The sequence below is a fragment of the Asaia sp. A2 genome, from assembly GCF_057319415.1.
On sequence record NZ_JBXWTO010000008.1, the window covers coordinates 15,766 to 34,958 of the forward strand.

The 19,193-nt window shown below is 60.7% G+C and carries 14 protein-coding genes; 6 read left to right on the forward strand and 8 right to left on the reverse strand.

Going from position 1 to position 19,193, the window contains the following annotated elements; all coding sequences use genetic code 11:
* Positions 1-30: 30 nt before the first annotated feature.
* On the forward strand, positions 31-1,320 hold the full coding sequence (locus ACWNRM_RS08375; RefSeq protein WP_485170467.1) for a DEAD/DEAH box helicase: 1,290 nt from the start codon (positions 31-33) through the stop codon (positions 1,318-1,320).
* Positions 1,321-1,470: 150 nt separating this feature from the next.
* Here the strand turns inward: ACWNRM_RS08375 and ACWNRM_RS08380 are convergent, their stop codons facing one another.
* Together ACWNRM_RS08380 and ACWNRM_RS08385 are read right to left on the reverse strand one after the other, a co-directional pair.
* Positions 1,471-2,796, reverse strand: coding sequence for a UDP-glucose dehydrogenase family protein (locus ACWNRM_RS08380; protein ID WP_485170466.1), 1,326 nt, complete (start codon positions 2,794-2,796; stop codon positions 1,471-1,473).
* 8 nt (positions 2,797-2,804) lie between these two features.
* Positions 2,805-3,542 (reverse strand): hypothetical protein, encoded by a 738-nt coding sequence (locus tag ACWNRM_RS08385; protein ID WP_485170465.1) that lies wholly within the window; start codon positions 3,540-3,542, stop codon positions 2,805-2,807.
* A gap of 398 nt (positions 3,543-3,940) precedes the next feature.
* Here ACWNRM_RS08385 and ACWNRM_RS08390 point away from each other — a divergent pair, with 398 nt between their 5' ends.
* Entirely contained in the window at positions 3,941-5,230 is a 1,290-nt protein-coding gene (locus tag ACWNRM_RS08390; RefSeq protein WP_485170464.1) for a multidrug effflux MFS transporter, read from the forward strand.
* 34 nt (positions 5,231-5,264) lie between these two features.
* Here ACWNRM_RS08390 and ACWNRM_RS08395 read toward each other — a convergent pair whose 3' ends face one another.
* The 4 genes from ACWNRM_RS08395 to ACWNRM_RS08410 form a co-directional block, all read right to left on the reverse strand.
* The gene (locus ACWNRM_RS08395) at positions 5,265-6,713 is read right to left on the reverse strand and encodes a sugar porter family MFS transporter (RefSeq protein WP_485170480.1); all 1,449 of its coding nucleotides are present in this window, start codon (positions 6,711-6,713) and stop codon (positions 5,265-5,267) included.
* A 98-nt stretch (positions 6,714-6,811) separates the two neighbouring features.
* Positions 6,812-7,669, reverse strand: a complete 858-nt coding sequence (gene aroE / locus ACWNRM_RS08400; RefSeq protein WP_485170463.1) for a shikimate dehydrogenase — start codon at positions 7,667-7,669, stop codon at positions 6,812-6,814.
* A gap of 125 nt (positions 7,670-7,794) precedes the next feature.
* Complete coding sequence (locus ACWNRM_RS08405; RefSeq protein ID WP_485170462.1) at positions 7,795-8,799, reverse strand: LacI family DNA-binding transcriptional regulator; 1,005 nt, start codon at positions 8,797-8,799, stop codon at positions 7,795-7,797.
* Positions 8,800-8,893: 94 nt separating this feature from the next.
* On the reverse strand, positions 8,894-9,373 hold the full coding sequence (locus ACWNRM_RS08410; RefSeq protein WP_240149355.1) for a cupin domain-containing protein: 480 nt from the start codon (positions 9,371-9,373) through the stop codon (positions 8,894-8,896).
* 141 nt (positions 9,374-9,514) lie between these two features.
* Between ACWNRM_RS08410 and ACWNRM_RS08415 the strand changes: the two genes are divergently transcribed.
* A complete protein-coding gene (locus tag ACWNRM_RS08415) occupies positions 9,515-10,333 on the forward strand; it encodes an alpha/beta hydrolase (protein WP_485170461.1) in 819 nt (272 codons plus the stop codon).
* 50 nt (positions 10,334-10,383) lie between these two features.
* On the opposite strand, the gene xylB is transcribed toward ACWNRM_RS08415, so the two are convergent.
* Positions 10,384-11,874, reverse strand: coding sequence for a xylulokinase (gene xylB / locus ACWNRM_RS08420; RefSeq protein ID WP_485170460.1), 1,491 nt, complete (start codon positions 11,872-11,874; stop codon positions 10,384-10,386).
* A 489-nt stretch (positions 11,875-12,363) separates the two neighbouring features.
* On the opposite strand from xylB, the gene odhB reads away from it, so the two are divergent.
* The 3 genes from odhB (at position 12,364) to ACWNRM_RS08435 (ending at position 15,896) form a co-directional block, all read left to right on the forward strand.
* Positions 12,364-13,716, forward strand: a complete 1,353-nt coding sequence (gene odhB / locus ACWNRM_RS08425) for a 2-oxoglutarate dehydrogenase complex dihydrolipoyllysine-residue succinyltransferase (protein ID WP_485170479.1) — start codon at positions 12,364-12,366, stop codon at positions 13,714-13,716.
* 40 nt (positions 13,717-13,756) lie between these two features.
* Positions 13,757-15,178, forward strand: coding sequence for a dihydrolipoyl dehydrogenase (gene lpdA, locus ACWNRM_RS08430; protein ID WP_485170459.1), 1,422 nt, complete (start codon positions 13,757-13,759; stop codon positions 15,176-15,178).
* Between the two features lie 226 nt (positions 15,179-15,404).
* Positions 15,405-15,896, forward strand: coding sequence for a hypothetical protein (locus ACWNRM_RS08435; protein ID WP_485170458.1), 492 nt, complete (start codon positions 15,405-15,407; stop codon positions 15,894-15,896).
* Between the two features lie 216 nt (positions 15,897-16,112).
* Here ACWNRM_RS08435 and ACWNRM_RS08440 read toward each other — a convergent pair whose 3' ends face one another.
* Positions 16,113-19,001 carry a 2-oxoglutarate dehydrogenase E1 component gene (locus ACWNRM_RS08440; RefSeq protein ID WP_485170457.1) on the reverse strand — a complete coding sequence of 963 codons (2,889 nt, stop codon included), beginning with the start codon at positions 18,999-19,001 and terminating at the stop codon, positions 16,113-16,115.
* Positions 19,002-19,193: the final 192 nt, after the last annotated feature.

Genomic DNA, 19,193 nt, shown 5'->3' on the forward strand with positions numbered 1-19,193 from the left:
CAATTTGTGCGCCGGAGGCGCTGTTTCATCATGACCATGACATTCGACGAACTAGCCCTTGCGCCCGCTATCCTCAAGGCGTTGGCCGAGGCTGGCTACAGGACGCCTACGCCGATCCAGGCGCAATCCATCCCCCTGCTGCTGCAAGGCCGTGATCTTCTCGGCATGGCCCAGACGGGAACGGGCAAGACCGCCTCCTTCGCGCTGCCCCTGCTTCATCGCCTGGCTGCTGACCCACGTCCCGCGCCGAAAAACGGTACCCGTGTTCTTGTTCTGGCGCCTACGCGTGAACTGGTCAGCCAGATTGCCGATGGGTTTGAGGCATTTGGCCGCCATCTGGATTTCAGCGTGACCACAATCTTCGGGGGTGTCAGCCAGTTTCATCAGGTCAATGCGCTGAAGGAAGGCGTCGATATTCTCGTCGCGGCGCCCGGTCGTTTGCTGGATCTGATCGAGCAGGGGCTTTGCGACCTGTCGACTCTCGAAGCCCTGGTGCTGGATGAGGCAGACCAGATGCTCGATATGGGCTTTGCCAAGCCTATCGAGCAGATCGTTGCCACAACGCCGGTTGAGCGCCATACGGTCCTCTTTTCCGCAACCATGCCGAAATCTATCGCAGCTCTGGTAGACAGCCTGCTGCGCGATCCGGCGAAGGTGGAAATCGCTCCGCCTTCCACCACGGTGGATCGTATCGAGCAGACAGTCATGTTTCTCGATGCGGAGCACAAGAAGGCGGCTCTGCTATCGCTTCTCAGCGCCCCCGATGTTGGGCAGGCTGTCGTGTTCACGCTTCAGAAGAACATCGCCAATGAGGTCTGCTCTCATATTACCGAAGCGGGCATCACGGCTGAAGCCCTGCACGGCAACAAGTCGCAGGGTCAGCGCGAACGGGCGCTCGAAGCATTCCGCGAAGGCCGTGCACGGGTTCTTGTCGCCACGGATATCGCCGCACGCGGTATCGACGTCGATACGGTGACGCATGTGGTCAATCACGATCTGCCCAGCCTGCCTGAGGCGTATGTCCATCGTATTGGCCGTACGGGCCGTGCAGGACGGAGCGGGCGGGCCATCACCCTGTGCGACGCCGAGCAGCGCGCCTGGCTGCACGATGTGGAGCGCACGATCGGACGCGCACTGACCGTGCATGAAAACCATGAATGGCATTGCGAGAAGGCGCGCCATTCCACGGCACGAGCACCCGTGCTGGGCGGCGGTCCGGTCAAGCAGATCAAGGTACCGAAAATACGCGAGCGCAAGATCTGGACCGATGAAGAGAAAGCGGCAGCCCGTGCCGCTGCCATGGCCAAACGCGCAATCTGAACCATTTTACTTATGCATGGCAGGGGGCGTTGCCCCTGCCATGCCTGACTCCGGCCCGTACCGCGTCAGGGACATGGGTACAGAAACCGGATCGACCCAGGTGCGGTGACGTCAGGGCACTGACTTCGCCGTATTCATGGGCGGGACCGCTCAGGGCCGCCCGATGGAGCAGTAGGTGAACCCTGCGTCGCGCAGGGTGGCGGGGTCCCAGATATTGCGGAAATCGGCAATCACCCTGCCGCGCATCGCGGCCTTGAGCCTGGCGGGCGGGATGGCGCGGAACTCGTTCCATTCGGTCAGGACGATCAGCGCATCGGCATCCGTTGCGGCCTCCTGGGCAGAATTTGCGTAGATCACGCTCTCTGGCAGGAGGGGGCGGGCCGGTTTCATACCTTCCGGATCGAAAGCCTGAACGATGGCACCTTCTTCCACGAGGCGATGAATGAGCGGAAGGGAAGAGGCCTCGCGCATGTCATCAGTGTCGGGTTTGAACGTCAGGCCGAGTACGGCCAATTTCTTGCCTTTGACCGTGCCTCCACACAGGGCGATCACGCGTTCGGCCATGGCCGATTTGCGGGACTCGTTGATGGAGACCGTGGCTTCAACCAGAAGGGAGGGCGCCCCGGCATCACGGGCAATGGCGGTCAGGGCGCGTGTGTCCTTGGGGAAGCAGGAGCCGCCATAGCCCGGTCCCGCATGGAGGAATTTGCGACCGATGCGCTGGTCAAGGCCCATACCGCGCGCCACGTCATGAACATTGCCGCCGACTTTTTCGCAAAGATCGGCCATCTCGTTGATGAAGGTCACCTTCATGGCAAGGAAGGCATTGGCCGCGTATTTCGTCAGTTCGGCCGTCTCAAGACCGGTCATGACGATGGGCGTCTCGATCAGATAGAGCGGGCGGTAGAGCTGTCGCATGAGGGCGCTGGCAGTTTCGCCCTTGTCGGCGCCAGTGTCGTCAATGCCGATGATGACGCGATCAGGGCGCATGAAGTCCCCGATCGCATTGCCTTCACGCAGGAATTCCGGGTTCGAGGCCACGCTGAAGGTGAGTTCGGGGCGTTCCTCACGCAGGATGCGGGCGACTTCACGCCCTGTGCCCACCGGCACGGTTGATTTCGTCACAACCAGCAGACCCGTACGGGCATGACGGGCAATCTGGCGCGTGGCTTCATACACATAGGTCAGATCAGCATGGCCATCGCCGCGTCGTGTCGGTGTGCCCACGGCAATGAACACAGCCTCGACCTGCGCGATGGCGGTGGCGAGATCATCGGTAAAGCTGAGGCGACCAGCTGCGACATTGGCCGAGACAATCTTGTCGAGACCCGGTTCGTAGATGGGAATGGACCCGGCGCGGAGCGCGGCCAGCTTGTCCTGATCCGCTTCGACAATCACGACCTCGGTGCCGAACTCCGCAAAGCAGGCGCCGGAAACCAGTCCGACATAACCGCCGCCAATCATCGCTATGCGCATGTGATCTCTTATCCTGTGCGAACTCTCTTTGTGCAGGGCGTAGCCCAAACCGGGCACGGGATAAAGCTCGCGTGCAGGAAAGGGCGGCGGCTGGTTCCCTCTTTGGCGTCTGCGCTGGCCTTGACCGTGCTTCTGTCAGCCGTGATGCAATCATGGCCGGTGCGCCCATCGATCATCAGACTGACGAGACCTCCGGGCGCATCGGGTGAGGGGAGAAACGCGAAGCTTCGTATGACTCTGGTTCTGGAGATGATGAGCTCAATGCGTTGCCGGGGCGGGCGATGGTTCTTGATGAAGATGACAGCATGATCGACACCGCGCTCAAGGCAGATATTGGCTGTTGTCGAGTATTCGTTGCAACGTCTGGTTTCACCCTGATCGTCAAATGCGGGATCGCAGGCCCTGCCAGTTCCTCGATGCTTCAAACCCTGTGGACTGAGTTCGAAGAGCTGGCGGTCACGTGTTGCGAACACACCGGTATTGAATGAGACGATATCGGGAATGCAGGAGACGAAATCGAGGTGGAACATCGGGTGAAACCTGAATGCCTCATGCGTTGTTTGCCAGTCGAAATATCCTTCGGCGCGATTGATGGTCACTCCGGTGCCTGACACCACTCCCTGAGAACTGATGCAGTGGGGCAGGGCATTGGCCCACGCATAACCGGACGCTCCGGTCATGATCATGATGAACGTCAGAACAGAACGTATCAGCGATTTCTCGGTCGGCTCGTCTATATATGACATATAGAATCATGATATATTTGATGATTTGATTGGAATATTTCTGAAAAACAAGACGAATATAAATAAAATATGCACCCTTGTCGTATGTGCGAGCCAGACCGCAGGAACAGGACACAGGTCGCCTGTCATGACATGGAGCGCTCGTCGATGAGGGTTTCCCGATCCGGGTCGCGTCAGTGAGGGCGCTCGATCCTCGGGGCAGGGGCTGGTCAAGCTCCGCAGCAGAACAAGGCAGCCACACAAACCTGTTATATGCAGGCGGCACAGGGCGTATGGGCAAAAAGGCTGGTTGCCTTTCTGGCAGGGGAGGAGGAGAAGAGGTTTCTATGTCTGACAGACACGACTCCCCCTGAGAAACCGGGCTCAGCCCTCCTTCCGGGTGACGGCCAGGGCGCGCCATGCGCCTTTGGTTCGTATTCGTGTCTCGATGGCCAAGACTGATTGGACCCGGTTTTCCCGTGCTGACCTCATCGACCCAACCCGCCATACGTTTTTCCACCGGGCAGATCATCCTGCTCGGGCTTGTCAGTACGATCGGTCCGATCTCGACCGATATGTATCTGCCAGCCTTTCCCCAGCTGGAACAGGATCTGGGGCAGGGGCCAGGCTCTGCGCAGCTTACGCTGGCAGCATGGTTCATCGGGCTCGCCATCGGGCAGTTCTGCCTGGGGCCGCTTTCCGATCGCTTTGGCCGACACAAGCCCATGGTGGTGGGTCTGGCCATCTATGTGGCCGCGACCATCGCGCTCGCGACAACCAGTTCCTACTGGTCGTTCTGTCTTCTGCGGCTGGTTGCCGCTTTGGGGGGCGCCATCACGAGTGTCATCCCGCGTGCCATCGTGCGCGATGTGGCAACCGGGCATGAGGCTGTGCGCCTGATGTCGCAGCTTACCCTCGTCTTCGGCGTCGGGCCGATTCTTGCGCCCACGCTGGGCAGTATCTTCCTCGCCTTCGGCAGCTGGCGCCTGATTTTCTGGGCGGGCGCCGTCGCCGCTGCCCTGCTGGCCGGGCTCTGGCTGACCGTCATGCCCGAGACACTCCCGCCTGAGCGGCGTTATGCCCTGCCGCCGGTCGAGATTCTGCGCCGTTATGTCAGTCTGGTGCGTGAGCCTGTATTCATGTCCTCGGCTGTCCTGTCGAGCTTCAGTACCTTCGTGATGTTTGCCTATCTTTCCAACGCGCCGCAGCTGTTCGAGCATCTGCTCGGTTTCACGCCGCGCGCCTTTGCCATTTTCTTTGGTATCAATGCTGGCGGATTCATTCTGGCAACGCAGATCAACGGGCGTCTGTCGCATCGTTATGAATTCACGACGGTCATGCAGGCAGGGCTTGTGGCCTGCCTCGTGTCAGGGCTGATCCTGCTGGCGGTCAGTGCCAGTCATATCGTGGGGCAGAGCGACCCCTGGCCACTTTGTGCGCTGATTATCACCACAACCTTCACGCTTGGCTTCATTGGTCCCAACGCCAACGTACTGGCGCTCACCCATCATGGGCATCAGGCGGGAGCGGCCTCGGCATTGCTGGGTACGATGGCCTTCGCCATTGGCGGGTCGAGCGGTATCCTGATGGCACTGCTGCCGCCCACGCGGCTCAGCTCTACGGCGTTCGGTATGCTGGCTGGCATTACGGGCATGGTACTGTGCAATTTCTGGCGTCGCGCTGCCGATAAACGCCAGAAATCTGTCTGAATTACAGGCCACCGGCTTCGGGGCAGGAAGCGTATCAGGGGCGGAAATTCCCCTTACGCAAACGGGTCTCGATAGCTTCGAGCGTGGTGCCTTTCGTCTCGGGCACAAAGCGCAGGACGAACAGGAAAGCGAGGGCGTTGATAGCGCCGAAAAGCCAGAATGTGCCACTGCGCCCCAGATCATGAACCAGTGACAGGGTGAACAGCGAGACCAGCGTGTCAGACAGCCAGACCGTGGCGCTGGCGAGCCCCATGGCCTTGCTGCGTATGATCAGCGGAAAAACCTCGGAGGCGATCAGCCAGACCGCGACGGAGAGCGAGCCGAAATTGAAAAAGATATAGGCCAGCAGCGCAATAATGACGAGGACGAGCCGTGTTCCGCCAAGGGGCGCGTGGTCAAGAAACAAGGCCCCAAGCCCGAACAGGGCGAGGGCAGCAAAAGGAAGCATGACCAGCAGCATGCGTCGTCTGCCGACACGGTCGATCAGCATGATCCCCATGAGGGTGGTTATTGTCGATGTGACCCCCACGCCGACCGAAGTGAGAAGCGAGGCCGCATGGCCCAGCCCGGCCTCGGAAAGAATGATCGGCGCATAATAGACAATCACATTCGGGCCCGAAAGCTGTGACAGCGCAGCAAGCCCGATGGCAGCAATCAGCGCCGGGCGGAGCCAGCGTGCACGCAGGGCCGACCAGCCGGGTATGTCGGCGGATTTCGCTTGCGCATCACGCAAGGCGTCAAGCTCCTGACGGATGGGTTCGTGATGACCGCGCAGGCGATACAGCACGGCCACAGCCTGCGCCTCGCGCCCATGTTCGAGCAGCCAGCGCGGGCTTTCGGGCAGAAACATCATGCCCAGAGCCAGCAAGATCGCCGGGATGACACCAAGCCCGAACATCAGGCGCCAGCAATCGGCAGGTCCGGCGAGAAAATACCCTGTGAAGAATGCGACGAGCAGCCCAAGCGAGAAGACAAGCTGGAAGAGTGAAACCAGCCCGCCACGACGCTCGGCCGGGGCCAGTTCAGCCACATAGACGGGGACGATCTGTGTTGTGGCGCCTATGGCCCAGCCCAGCGCGAAGCGCGCGACAATCAGCCATGTTTCATCTGGTGAGAGCGCACAGCCCAGCGAGGCAAGAATAAAGACCAGTGCGGCACTTACCACCGAAGGGCGACGGCCGATCCTGTCTGAAAGCGGGCCGCTCATGACTGCCCCGAACACGGCACCCAGATTGAGTGCCGCGGCGATGCCCTGTTGTCCCGTGCTGTCGAGGCTGAAACTATGGGTGATATAGATCAGTGCTGAGGCGATGATGCCGGTATCGTAGCCGAAAAGCAGTCCGCCAATGGCAGCAATGGCTGCCGCGAGGGCCACCATACGATGCGCGTGGTCACGCTGGTCGGGCGCTTTTTCAAGGCGCCGCAGGGCCACTTCGACAGTCTCGGGGTGCGATGGCGGCTGCGCGTCATGTGAGTCAGTCATCATCCTGCTCCTCGACGGGTGCGCGTTGCGTGTGGTGCCAGGAGCCTGAGAGGCGCCGTGTCAGCATGGCGCTCTCTTGGCTTCATCGACGTTTGGGGTCAGTCCTGCGCCCCGAACAGGGTGGCGAGTGTCTTTTCCATGATGTCTGGCGAGAGCTTTGCACCAAGCACGAGTTCCGCCCCGATGATGCCCTGATTGACCAGCATGCCGAGGCCGTCGAGCGTCTGGCAGCCCTGTGCCTTTGCTTCACGCAGCAGCTTTGTCATGGGTGGGTTGGGAATGACATCGGCCACGATGGAAGCATGACCAAGGCTCGAAACCTTGACGGCGGGTATTGCCTCAGCATCGCCCAGACCAATGGATGTCGCGTTGATCAGCACATCCGTGCCTTCAGGAACGACGAACTCGCCCTCCCATGTCGTGGCATGGGCCTCGATATCGCTGTTTTCGGTTAGAAGCCGGGCAATGGCCTGAGCCTTGTCGGGGCTGCGATTGGCAATGGTGATTCTGGCGGCACCGGCGAGGGCCAGTTCCACAGCAATGGCCCGTGCGGCCCCTCCCGCGCCCAGAATGACGATGGTCTTGCCTTCAGGTGCTGTCACCTTGCGCAAGGATGCCAGAAAGCCTTTTCCATCCGTGTTGTTGCCGGTCAGTTTGCCGTCACGGATCTGCACGCAATTCACCGCGCCGATGATTTTGGCTGACTCAGCCAGATTATCGAGATGATCGATCACGGCAATCTTGTGAGGGATGGAGCAGTTGAATCCCGCCCACTCCATCGCCTTTGCACCAGCAATAGCGGCAGCCAGATTCTCCGGTTTGACATCGCAATTGATGTAGCGGGCGTCGATACCGGCCTTGGCGTAACCCGCTTCCATCATCGCAACGGTGGGGTTCTTGGCGCAGGGGGTGGAAAAGGATCCGGTCAGGATCGAACGGAAGGAACGGTCTGTCATGAGGCAATCTCCTGGGACGGCCGGACGGGAGCACAGAGCCTCCTCATTCCGGCCTAAAATGCATAGCTATGCAAACTAACGCCAGAAGGAAAGATGGTTGCAGGATTCAAGTGTTACAGGATGAATTACACTCGCCCGGTGCTGCGCCTGAGCACGAGTTCCGCTTCGATCTCGTGACGTTCGGACAGACGCTCATCCGGGGTGGAGAAGGACCGGGCAAGAATGTCCAGAGCTGCGGTAACGAGCGCATCGGGGCGTTGGTCGAAGCTGCTGAGCTGATAGGCCTGCCATGCGGCCTGCGGGATATTGTCGTAGCCAATCACCACGACATCCTCCGGGCAACGCAGATCGGTGTGTTGCCTTATCGCATCCAGTGCGCCGCACCCCATGAGGTCATTACTGGCGAACACCCCGTCAGGACGATGCCCCTGTGCGAGGGCGGCTGACATGGCGTCAAACCCCGATTGATAGTCATCGGCCCCCTGAATCCGGGTGACCTCAAGCGCGTGTTCGGCGCAGCCCTGCATGAACCCGGCTTCGCGCGCGCGGGATGCAGCATTCTGGACAGGGCCAGCCAGCCAGACGGGATGTCTCACCTTGAGACCATGCATAAGCGTGGCCGCGTGATGGCCGGATTTCATGTTGCTGGATTGCACCGACGAGATTCCGGGCCCCGTCAGCGCCGAGTTGAAGCAGATGACCGGAATATTCAGGGCCGAGATGGCCTGAACCGTCTCTTCAGTGCCGATTGCCAGCGCCGTGATAAGGGCGTCCACGCGATAGCTTGCAAGCTGGTCGAGGGCGGCATCGAGCGTCACGTCATCGATGACCTGAACCAGCAGGACCTGAAAACCAGCCTCCCTGATGCCTGCGGAGAGCTTTTCGAGCGCATAACCGTAAAGGGGATTGCCAAGCCCGCCGACGATGACGCCGATCATGCCCGAACGGCCGGTCAGCATGATGGCCGGTATGCGGTTGGGCTTGTAGTTGAGTTCTTCCGCCGCCTTGAAAACGCGCTCACGCATGGCCGGCGAGATGCTGGCCGTCGTGGAAAAGGCGCGGGAGACGGCCGATTGAGAAACCCCGGCATGACGGGCAACATCGATAGAGGTGATCACACGTCTGGTCATGGCGCGATCATGACACAGTTCATGGCCCTTGCGCGATTCCGCCCGATCGTAGCTCGCGGGGCGTCAGGCCGGATGTGACGAAGGGGCAGGGCCCTCAGTGGTAGCGGCAAGGCTTGTTGCGCTCAGGTGGGTTGGCCGATTGAATGACAAGAAGTGTTACTTCATCATCACCCACATTGCCGGCGTCATGGCCCTTCTTGCCCTTGTAGGGGCCGCTTTCCATGGGGCGCACATTCTGGTCCTCACCGAAAAGAATATCGCCCGGTCCCATTTCGACGCGCGTGCCGTCCATGGCGCGCACCCACCAGCGCCCCTTGAGCGGGATAATCCATTGCGGCTTGGGGTCGGGATGCCACGCGCCATTCCAGTGCTGCGGCTGCACGGTCATCATCACGGTTGCTGTCTGGGGCTCCATGGGGTCTTGCCATTGAGGTCCGGCAGGTGGCGACATGCTTTTCAGAAAGAAATTCGACACCGGACAACGGGCGATGTGGCTTACGCCGTTATCATCCGTCCAGAGATGCTGATAGCTGCGCAGTGGCTTGGGGGGAGCCTTGTCGGCAGCCTGCACCATCACGGCAGTACAGAGGAAAGCTAGAAAAACGGGTACGGGCCATAAATATTTCATCGATCCGGCTCTCGACAATATGGGGATGGGCAGGTCACATCTCCCTGCTTACGCTTGTATCGTCGCATTGGTTCCGAGACCCTTGAATTGATCAGATATCTCTCCCTTTTTGTCGGTCTCGTCATTCTTGCCTATCTCGTCATGGGGGCGTTTCTGTACCTGCGTCAGGACAGTCTGGTTTTCCCTGCCGACACCACACCCCTCGCCAGCCCCGATGATCTGATCGACGGCGCGCGTCGCGTCGCCCTGCACACGCAGGATGGGCTGGCGCTTTCAGCCTATTACCGGCCGCCGGTCGGGCAGGGGCCGGTCATCATGTATCTGCACGGCAATGCCGGGACGATTACCAGCCGGGCGCGCCGCCTGGCCCTTATGGCTCAAGGAAACACCGGGCTTCTGGCTGTCGAGTATCGCGGCTATGGCGGTAATCCCGGCAAACCGGGAGAAGCGGGTCTGATGATGGATGCCGCTGCCGGGATGGCGTTCCTGCGTCAGCAGGGCATCAGGCCGGGACAGATCATTCTGTATGGTGAGTCTCTGGGCACGAATGTGGCCCTGCGCACGGCTCTGGCTTTCCCGGCAGTCGGGCTGGTTCTGGATGCGCCCTATACAAGCATCGTGGATGTGGCGGCTTCGCGTTATCCCTACATGCCTGTCCGGCTTCTCCTGCGCAGCCGCTTCGATACGCTAGGGCGTATTCCCGCATTGAAAATGCCGCTGCTGGTGATGCGCACAGTACAGGACCATACGGTACCACCAGCCCAGAGCCTTGCAGTATACGAGGCCGCCCCCGAGCCAAAGCAGATCTGGACGACGCAACAGGGCAGCCATTCCACCCTGATCGAGAGCGGTGGGCTTGCCGTGTTGCAGCGATTTATTGGCCGGGTCTGTCCGGCCGAGCCCTGAGAAACGTCTTCAAGCCGTCGCCGGCGCCTGCTCGTTCCGGCGTGGGATGATCAGGGGATGGATTTGAGCGCCGGATAAAGCGCTCTGTACCGTGCGTAGGCTGCACGATAGGGGCCACTCAGCGTTTCATCCGGCGTGATGGTGGCCACACGCTCTGGCGGCAGGCACACACTAGCGACCTCCTCACCCGTAACGGCAATGCGGGCGAGCCGTGCTGCACCGAACGCGCCGCCCTGCTCGCCATTAGCCAGACGGTGCAGCCTGACCCCCAGAACGCTGGCGAGAATGGCGGTCCAGAGCGGGCTGCGCGACCCTCCGCCAATCACATCCGCTTCAGTGATCACGGTGCCGGACTCGGCGAGTCCCTCGAGCGCATCGCGAAACGAGAAGGCGACGCCTTCAAGCACGGCCTGCGTCATCTGGGCGCGTGTCGTGTCCTGCGTAAGCCCGACAAATCCGCCGCGTACCGTGCCGTCATTATGCGGCGTGCGTTCGCCCGACAGATAAGGGGCAAACAACACGGGCGAGGGGGCAGGCGGGGCGTCGGGCAATTCGGCAAGGAGGGTCTTTTCATCAAGGCCGGTGACACGCGACCACCAGGCAAGCGAGGCCGCTGCCGAGAGTGTGACACCCATCTGATGCCATTGATCGGGGACGGCATGGCAGAAGGAGTGAATGGCGTGGTTGCCGCCCGGATGGAAGCTGTCGGTCGTGACCCAGATCACTCCCGATGTGCCCAGGGAAAGAAAGGCATCGCCCGTGTGAATGGCCCCAAGCCCGACAGCACCCGCAGCATTATCCCCTGCGCCACCCGCGAAGACCGGTGCCTCTTTCATGCCCCAGCGTGCGGCGAGTGACGCATCGAGCCGACCGGCAGGTGCCGTTCCCTCACAAAGCGCGGGCATGGCGGCAAGACGCAGCCCGGAGGCCTCAAGGGCTGCGTCGGACCACAGACGCCGCCCGGTATCGAGCCAGAGAGAGCCGGAAGCATCGGACATATCGTCGATCAGCGCGCCTGTGAGACGAAACCTGAGCCACGCCTTGGGAAGGACGACATGCGTTACCTTCGCGAAGATCTCAGGTTCGTGACGGGCCACCCACATGACCTTGGGGGCGGTAAATCCCGGCATGGCGATATTGCCGGTAATCTGACGACAAAGCGGAAAGCGATGCTCGAACAACGAGCACTCCGACTCGGCTCGGGTGTCGTTCCACAGAAGGCAGGGGCGCAAGACCTCGCCCTGTGCACCCATGAGCACGGCACCATGCTGTTGCCCCGACAGGCCTATGCCACGGAGTTCGGCCAGTTCATGCGGATGGCTGGCATGAAGCGCATCAAGCGCGCGCAGGGTGGCAGCATACCAGTCCTCAGGGTCCTGCTCGCTCCAGCCCGGATGCGGCCGGCTGACATCGAGTTTCTCGGTATGGGCAGCCAGCACCTTCTGGTTCGTATCAACCAGAACAGCCTTGATTCCGGACGTACCAAGATCAATGCCGAGATAAGTACCGCCAGTGGCGTTGGAGAGCGTGTCAGATGCCATGATGCAGCGAACCTCGGGTCTGGGACTGGAAATCGTCGTGGGTTTCTAAGGGTGGCGTTTCAAAATCAGGGGCAGCGTCGATGAAAGGCAGATGAGCGCCGCCTCTGACACGCGCCATCCTGTCGGGGCAGAAATGGAAACACGAAAAGATGGCGTACAGGTTTCGTGGTTATTTTTTTCGGGCGCACAGACCCTGACCGCAAGGGCATGCGCGTTACGGGTTCAGGCAAAGCCCTCGAGGCAGGATGAAAGACCGCGCCTTGCAGGATTGTCGCGTCACAATCGGGTGAAATCAGGGGGCGGAACGGACCCCTTGGGCGGTGGAACCTGACATTTCCGGCCATTCATCCCCATTTCAGCACGATGTGACAGCTGTGCCGGAGTAGGCATGGCGGTTGTTCCTGTTTATGGTCGCCAGTCTCAGGCCGTCATGGCATGGCGGGTCGAACAGACGCACGACAGAAGTCCGAGCGGGCTAAGGGAGAGATGATGTCGGTCGAGATAAGGGTGCCGGTTCTGGGTGAGAGTGTCACATCAGCGACGATAACCCGCTGGCTGAAACAACCCGGCCAGGCCGTGGCCGCCGATGAGCCTGTTGTCGAGCTCGAAACCGACAAGATCAGTGTCGAGGTTCCCGCGCCGCAGGCCGGGGTGCTCGGCCATGACCTTATGGCCTCGGGGGCCGAAGTGGCTGTTGGCAGCGTGCTTGGTACGCTGGACCCCAATGGCAAGGCCGATGCCAAACCCGCCGACAAGCCGGCTCCGTCGCCCGCCTCGGCTTCAGGTCAGTCGTCGCCGGCACAGTCTGCTCCGGTACATTCTGCTCCAGCCCAGCCCGTGCAGGCCCAGCCTGCTGTGGCGGCGCAAGGCGCGGCAGGTACCACCCGGCGTGAACCCATGCCGGCAGCCTCTCGCCTGATGGCGGAGGAACATATCGACCCGTCATCCGTGACGCATGGCACCGGGCTGGATGGTCGTGTGACCAAGGGTGACGTGCTGACGCACATGGAGCAGAAGCCCGCGACTGCGCCGGGTGCAGCCCCCGCACAGACGGCAACTGCCGAACCAGCCTACAACCCGGCGGCTCCCTCACCGGCGGTGGCCAGCGCCCTTGCGTCCCTGCTAGGCAAGACCGAGCAGGACAGCCGTGAGCAGCGCGTGCCCATGACGCGCCTGCGCCAGACCATTGCCCGCCGCCTCAAGGATGCGCAGAACACGGCAGCCATCCTGACCACCTTCAACGAGGTGGATATGAGCGCGGCCAAGGCCCTGCGCGCCGAATATCGCGAGATTTTCGAGAAGAAGCACGGCGTGAAGCTGGGCTTCATGTCGATCTTTGCGCGCGCCTGTATCCGCGCGCTTCAGGAATTCCCGGCGATCAACGCCACGATTGAGGGTGACGAGATCATCTATCGTCGCTTCGTCAATCTGGGCATCGCTGTGGGTAGCGAGCGCGGGCTGGTCGTGCCGGTACTCCATGATGCCGATCAGATGAGCTTTGCTGAGCTGGAGCGTCATATCAACGATTATGGTGCGCGCGCTCGCGCCGGCACGCTCAAGCTCGACGAGCTGTCACGCGGCACATTCTCCATCACCAATGGCGGCGTGTTTGGCTCGCTGCTCTCCACCCCGATCCTCAATCCGCCGCAATCGGGTATCCTGGGGATGCACGCCATTCAGGACCGCCCGGTTGCCGTGGATGGTCAGGTGGTGATCCGTCCGATGATGTATGTGGCCCTGTCCTATGATCATCGGATGGTCGATGGGCGCGAGGCGGTCAGCTTCCTTGTGCGCGTGAAGCAATATGTCGAGGATCCCCGTCGCCTGCTGCTTGATGTCTGAAGCCTGTCACGTCTGAAAAGCCCGAGCCCTGAAAATCCCGATGTCCGAAGAGAAAGCTGCTGCCATGCCCGAAGCCCGTGATTTCGATCTGGCCGTTATCGGCGCAGGCCCTGGCGGCTATGTCTGTGCGCTGAAAGCCGCGCAGCGTGGTCTTAAGGTGCTTTGCGTCGATCGTCGCGACACACCGGGCGGCACATGCCTCAATGTCGGGTGCATCCCTTCCAAGGCATTGCTGCACAGTTCGGAACGCCTGCACGAGGCCGAGACCGAATTTGCGTCGCTCGGCATCGATAATGTCAAGCCAACGCTCAATCTTGGCCAGATGATGGCCCGCAAGGAGCGCGTGGTAGGCGATACGGTCAAGGGCATCGGTTATCTCTTTCGCAAGAACAACGTGATCTTTCGCGTTGGCGAGGCTGTTCTGACAGGGCCGCACAGCCTCACAATCAACGGCGAGACAGTGACGGCGCAATCCATCGTGATTGCCACAGGGAGCGCCCCCGCAGCCCTACCCGGTGTGACTTTTGACGAGAAGCGCGTCGTTTCCTCGACCGGCGCACTCAGCCTCGACAATGTGCCGAAGCGTCTGGCCGTCATCGGCGCGGGTGTGATCGGGCTGGAGCTGGGGAGCGTCTGGAAGCGCCTTGGCAGTGAAGTGACGGTCATCGAATATGGCGACCATATCGCGCCGGGTTTCGACCGTGGTCTGGGGCGTCAGTTCCAGCGTTCGCTCGAAAAGCTGGGCCTGAAATTCCGCCTTTCCACCCGCGTGACCAAAGTGGCGACAGAGGGTGAAAGCCTCGCCCTGACGCTGCAAAAGGTTGGGAAGGAAGAAACCGAGACGCTGGAGGCCGATGTGGTTCTGGTGGCGATCGGTCGCAAACCCTGCACGCAGGGCCTTGATCTGGGCGCTGTCGGGATCGACACCGACGAGGCCGGTCGTATTCCTGTTGACGGGCATTTCCGCACGTCCTGCCCCAGCATCTATGCCATTGGTGATGTCATCGCCGGGCCGATGCTGGCCCACAAGGCCGAGGAAGAAGGTCTGGCGCTTGCCGAGCAACTGGCAGGGCGCGTCGGGCATGTTCCCTATGACGCGATCCCTTCGGTTATCTATACCCAGCCGGAATTTGCGATGGTGGGCAAGACCGAGGAACAGCTCAAGCAGGAGGGTATTGCCTACAAGACGGGCAGTTTCCCCTTCATGGCCAGCGCCCGTGCCCGTGCCATTGCGGCGACAGATGGCGGCGTGAAGGTTCTGACAGACGCCAAGACAGACCGTATTCTCGGTGTGCATATTCTGGGGGCCTGTGCAGGCGAGCTGATTGCCGAGGCCACGTTGGCCATGACCTTCAAGGCCAGTGCCGAGGACGTTGCTCTGGCCTGCCACGCTCACCCCACCCTGTCTGAAGCCTTCAAGGAAGCGGCTATGGGGGCTTTCGACCGGGCTCTGCATCTCTGATTTCTACCGAAGGGCGACCCGAGCACGATCCTTGGACGCGCAGGGATCGTGGGTCCGTGGTGAGGCGTGACTGATTCTGTGAGACGCCCCTGAAAATGCGCCTGCCAGCATCATGAGGACGAGACGTTCATCCATCTGGCTTTTGTCAGGGGCTCTGGCTTGCAGTGTGCTGGTACTGATCTGGCGTATCGAGGCCTATTGGGACGCGCGTTCTTTCCCCCTCGCCATGCGTGATGCGCAGGCGTTGCTGCATGAAAAACCTGCGGTCAATACGCTGAAGCTCGAGCCGTTCGGTGCAAAGAAAGCGCTGTATCGGTGCACGCAGGAGGCTGCCAGATATGAGGATACTGCAAAGAATCCTCCAGGCTCTCATGGGCTGATTGATTTCTGCACACAACGTCAGCGGGAAGGTTACCGCGATCTCCAGCATGTTCTGGATCGGATCGGGGGCTATTCCTGGGGGAAGGTTTTGCTGGAGGCCGAGCTGTTATCAGACCGGCGCTGGGGATATGTCGATTATGACGGGGTCGATTTTTCGCTCCGCATGGATGAAGCCATATTCCATGACATCCTCAACGAAGTAGCCAAGGGCGAGCTAACCCCTGAACGCCTCCAGCATGGGTTGGATCGTGAAGCGCTGAACCTTCGAGCCTCCCCGCAGAAGCGGCCTCTTTTTTTTAACGATGTCTATTATTTCGCGCATCACCTGACAGAATAGGGCGGTCCATCTTCCGAAAGGTATCCTGGATCAGGGAGATGCGGAGAGAGTGTTTGACGGCCGCGGGGACGGCCTGCGTTCACATTCTGCTGGATCGTCTGCGGCCTCCTGCCGGGGCAAAAGGCCAAATTTTTCATAAATATCCCGGCCGTCAGGACATTGCCTCGACAGGTCCCGGCTGACAGTTTTCAGCCGCGACCTGTCGATCAAGCGGCTTTAGCCCAGAGCTTCCTGCACGAGGGCAGCCTGTTCGGCCAGATGCTCGCTTGCAAGACCGGTGGCTGGCGAGGCAGACGCCTTGCGGCCGACAAAAATCGGGCGCGGATGAGCGTGATTGCACCGTTCGGCCGAGTTCTCGATACGACGATCGACAAAGGCCCAGGCACCGCCATTCTGCGATTCTTCCTGACACCAGATGATCTGCGCATTGGGGTAACGGGCAAGTTGCTGAGACAGCACATCACGGGGGAAGGGATAGAGCTGCTCAAGGCGCAGGATCGCTACATTGTCGCGATTGCTGTCGCGGCGGGCAGCGCGCAGATCATAATAGACCTTGCCTGAGCACAGTACCACGCGGGTGATATCCTGATCGGGCAGCAGGGTATCGGTCTCGGGCAGGATGGTGCGGAAGCGTGTTTCGGGTCCGAAATCGGCCAGTTCCGACACGGCCTCCTTGTGACGCAGCAGCGATTTGGGCGTCATGATGATGAGCGGCTTGCGACACTCACGCGCAATCTGACGACGCAGGGCGTGGAAGTAATTTGCCGGGGTGGTGATATTGCACACGCGCAGATTGTTCTCGGCGCAAAGCTGCAAATAGCGTTCGAGACGGGCAGAAGAGTGCTCCGGCCCTTGGCCCTCATAACCATGAGGCAGCAGCATCACAAGGCCCGATGTACGCAGCCACTTCGTCTCGCCCGATGCGATGAACTGGTCGATAATGACCTGCGCTCCGTTGGCGAAATCGCCAAACTGCGCCTCCCACAGCACCAGCGAGTTGGGCGCAGCCAGCGTGTAGCCATATTCGAAGCCAAGCACACCGAACTCGGACAGCAGCGAGTTATAGACTTCGATGCGGGCCTGACCATCGGCAATGTTGTTCAGCGGCACATAGTCGCTCTGGTTGATCTGATCGACCAGAACGGCGTGGCGCTGGCTGAATGTCCCGCGCTGGCAATCCTCGCCCGACAGGCGCACAGGGTGATGCTGGAGCAGCAGCGAACCGAAGGCGAGGGCTTCGCCCAACGCCCAGTCGATTCCAGCACCCGTCTCGATGGCCTGGCCACGCGCCTGGATGACGCGGCGTAGGCGCGGGTGCAGGGCAAAATCTTCCGGAATGCGTGTCAGGGCTGCGCCCACGCGTTGCAGACCCGAAATGCTGATGCCAGTCACCGGCTGCTCACGCAGTGGCTCATCAGACAGGCGCGATGGGTCCTGATTGCATTCCAGCCAATCCCCGCGGCTGGGTTGGTAGGATTTCGCGGCCTCGAACTGCTCCTGCAGATGATTCTGGAAATACTGGAACTGGTCATCGGCCGTCTCGGCATCGATCACCTTCTGACGTGCCAGCTTCTTGGCGTACAGGGCACGCGTCGTGGGGCGGGCGGCAATGGCCTTGTACATGGTGGGCTGGGTGAAGGCCGGTTCGTCGGCCTCATTATGTCCATGACGGCGATAGCACACCAGATCGATCACCACATCTGCTGCGAATTCGCGACGGTAATCGGCCGCAAGGCGCGCGCAATAGGCGGCGGCTTCAGGCTCGTCACCATTCACATGCAGGATTGGCGCATGCACGGCCTTGGCGATATCGGTGCAGTAAAAGCCCGAATGGGCGTGGGCCGAAATGGTCGTGAAACCAATCTGGTTATTCGTGACCACATGAACCGTGCCGCCGGTGCGATAGCCGATGAGCTGGGACATGGCCATCGTCTCGTAGACGATGCCCTGACCGGCAAAGGCGGCATCGCCGTGGATCAGCAGGCCGAGATGGCGATAGCGGTTTTCGAGCCCGACACAGCCTTCTGAATCCTGGATGGCGCGTACCCGTCCCACCACGACCGGATCGACCGCCTCAAGATGCGACGGGTTGGGCAGAAGGGTGACACGCACCTTCTCGTTCGAGACATGCAGCGTGGCGGCAGTGCCCAGATGATATTTCACATCGCCCGAACCCTGCACATCGGTCGGCTTGAACGAGGCCCCGGCGAATTCGGAAAATATGGCGGCGAAGGGCTTTTGCACGACATTGGCCATCACGTTCAGACGGCCGCGATGCGCCATGCCGACAGAGACGCTGCGTGTGCCCTGCTGCACGGATTGTTCGATGATGGCATGAAGCACCGGTATGGTGACCTCGCTGCCTTCAAGGCCAAAGCGCTTCGTGCCGGTAAAGCGTTTCTGGCAGAAGCTTTCAAAGCCTTCGGCCTCGGTCAGCTGATTGAGAATGGTCTTTTTCTCGGCTGCCGAGAACATGCGTCGCCAATCATCGCCCTCAAGGCGGTGCTGAAGCCACAGACGCTGGGCCGCGTCCTGGATATGCATGTATTCGACACCGATCGGGCCGCAATAGGTCTGGCGCAGCGCGGCAAGAAGCTCGTTGATGGTGGCGCTGGCCCTCTCGGGCAGAAGCGAACTGACCATCTGCCCCAGATAGATTGGGCGGTCGCGATCATTGGGACCAAAGCCGTATGTCGCGGGGTCCAGCTCGGTGTAGGATTTCGGAACCTGCAGGCCCAGCGGGTCGAGACGCGCCTCAAGATGGCCACGAACACGATAGGCGCGGACAAGCTGAATGGCGCGAACGCTGTCATCCACGCTTGAGAGCAGATCGGTGGCCGAAAATTCGCCAGCTGTCCTCGACGCCGGTCCCGCAGGGCTGCGTGCGTCGAGCAGCGATGCCTGCTCACCCCAGGCGGCCCGGTCGGCGGGGTTCAGCTTCGCGGCTTGCTGGGCTGCTTCCTGTTCGGCATCGAGTGCCCTGAACAGATCGGCGAAGGAGGGGTCCACACTGCGGGGATCGGCAGCCCACTTCGCATGCAGATCCGCCAGATAGACGGTGTTGGCGCCATTCAGCGCCGTTGGTAACGAACCGATCTCACCCATGCTTGCAGCCCTCCCCGGCTGACTCGTCCGGAACTGGATATCGACTTAAAATGGCACCCTCATGGCGGAAACAACCATGAAACTCTTGCCGATCAGCAACAAGCATAAAACTTTTCCGAACGATTTCAGTTCACAATCGCACGTTCTGCAGACGGCATCAGAAAGAGTCGAAACTTTCAATCCTGCCTGCCG

Excerpts from the sequence above, each read along its gene's own strand:
- ACWNRM_RS08405 (WP_485170462.1), bottom strand. The coding sequence starts at position 8,799 with ATGACCAGACGTGTGATCACCTCTATCGATGTTGCCCGTCATGCCGGG.
- odhB (WP_485170479.1), top strand. The coding sequence starts at position 12,364 with ATGTCGGTCGAGATAAGGGTGCCGGTTCTGGGTGAGAGTGTCACATCA.
- ACWNRM_RS08380 (WP_485170466.1), bottom strand. The coding sequence starts at position 2,796 with ATGCGCATAGCGATGATTGGCGGCGGTTATGTCGGACTGGTTTCCGGC.
- ACWNRM_RS08435 (WP_485170458.1), top strand. The coding sequence starts at position 15,405 with ATGCGTGATGCGCAGGCGTTGCTGCATGAAAAACCTGCGGTCAATACG.
- ACWNRM_RS08390 (WP_485170464.1), top strand. The coding sequence starts at position 3,941 with ATGCGCCTTTGGTTCGTATTCGTGTCTCGATGGCCAAGACTGATTGGA.
- xylB (WP_485170460.1), bottom strand. The coding sequence starts at position 11,874 with ATGGCATCTGACACGCTCTCCAACGCCACTGGCGGTACTTATCTCGGC.
- ACWNRM_RS08440 (WP_485170457.1), bottom strand. The coding sequence starts at position 19,001 with ATGGGTGAGATCGGTTCGTTACCAACGGCGCTGAATGGCGCCAACACC.
- ACWNRM_RS08410 (WP_240149355.1), bottom strand. The coding sequence starts at position 9,373 with ATGGTGCAGGCTGCCGACAAGGCTCCCCCCAAGCCACTGCGCAGCTAT.
- aroE (WP_485170463.1), bottom strand. The coding sequence starts at position 7,669 with ATGACAGACCGTTCCTTCCGTTCGATCCTGACCGGATCCTTTTCCACC.
- ACWNRM_RS08385 (WP_485170465.1), bottom strand. The coding sequence starts at position 3,542 with ATGTCATATATAGACGAGCCGACCGAGAAATCGCTGATACGTTCTGTT.
- ACWNRM_RS08375 (WP_485170467.1), top strand. The coding sequence starts at position 31 with ATGACCATGACATTCGACGAACTAGCCCTTGCGCCCGCTATCCTCAAG.
- ACWNRM_RS08395 (WP_485170480.1), bottom strand. The coding sequence starts at position 6,713 with ATGACTGACTCACATGACGCGCAGCCGCCATCGCACCCCGAGACTGTC.
- lpdA (WP_485170459.1), top strand. The coding sequence starts at position 13,757 with ATGTCCGAAGAGAAAGCTGCTGCCATGCCCGAAGCCCGTGATTTCGAT.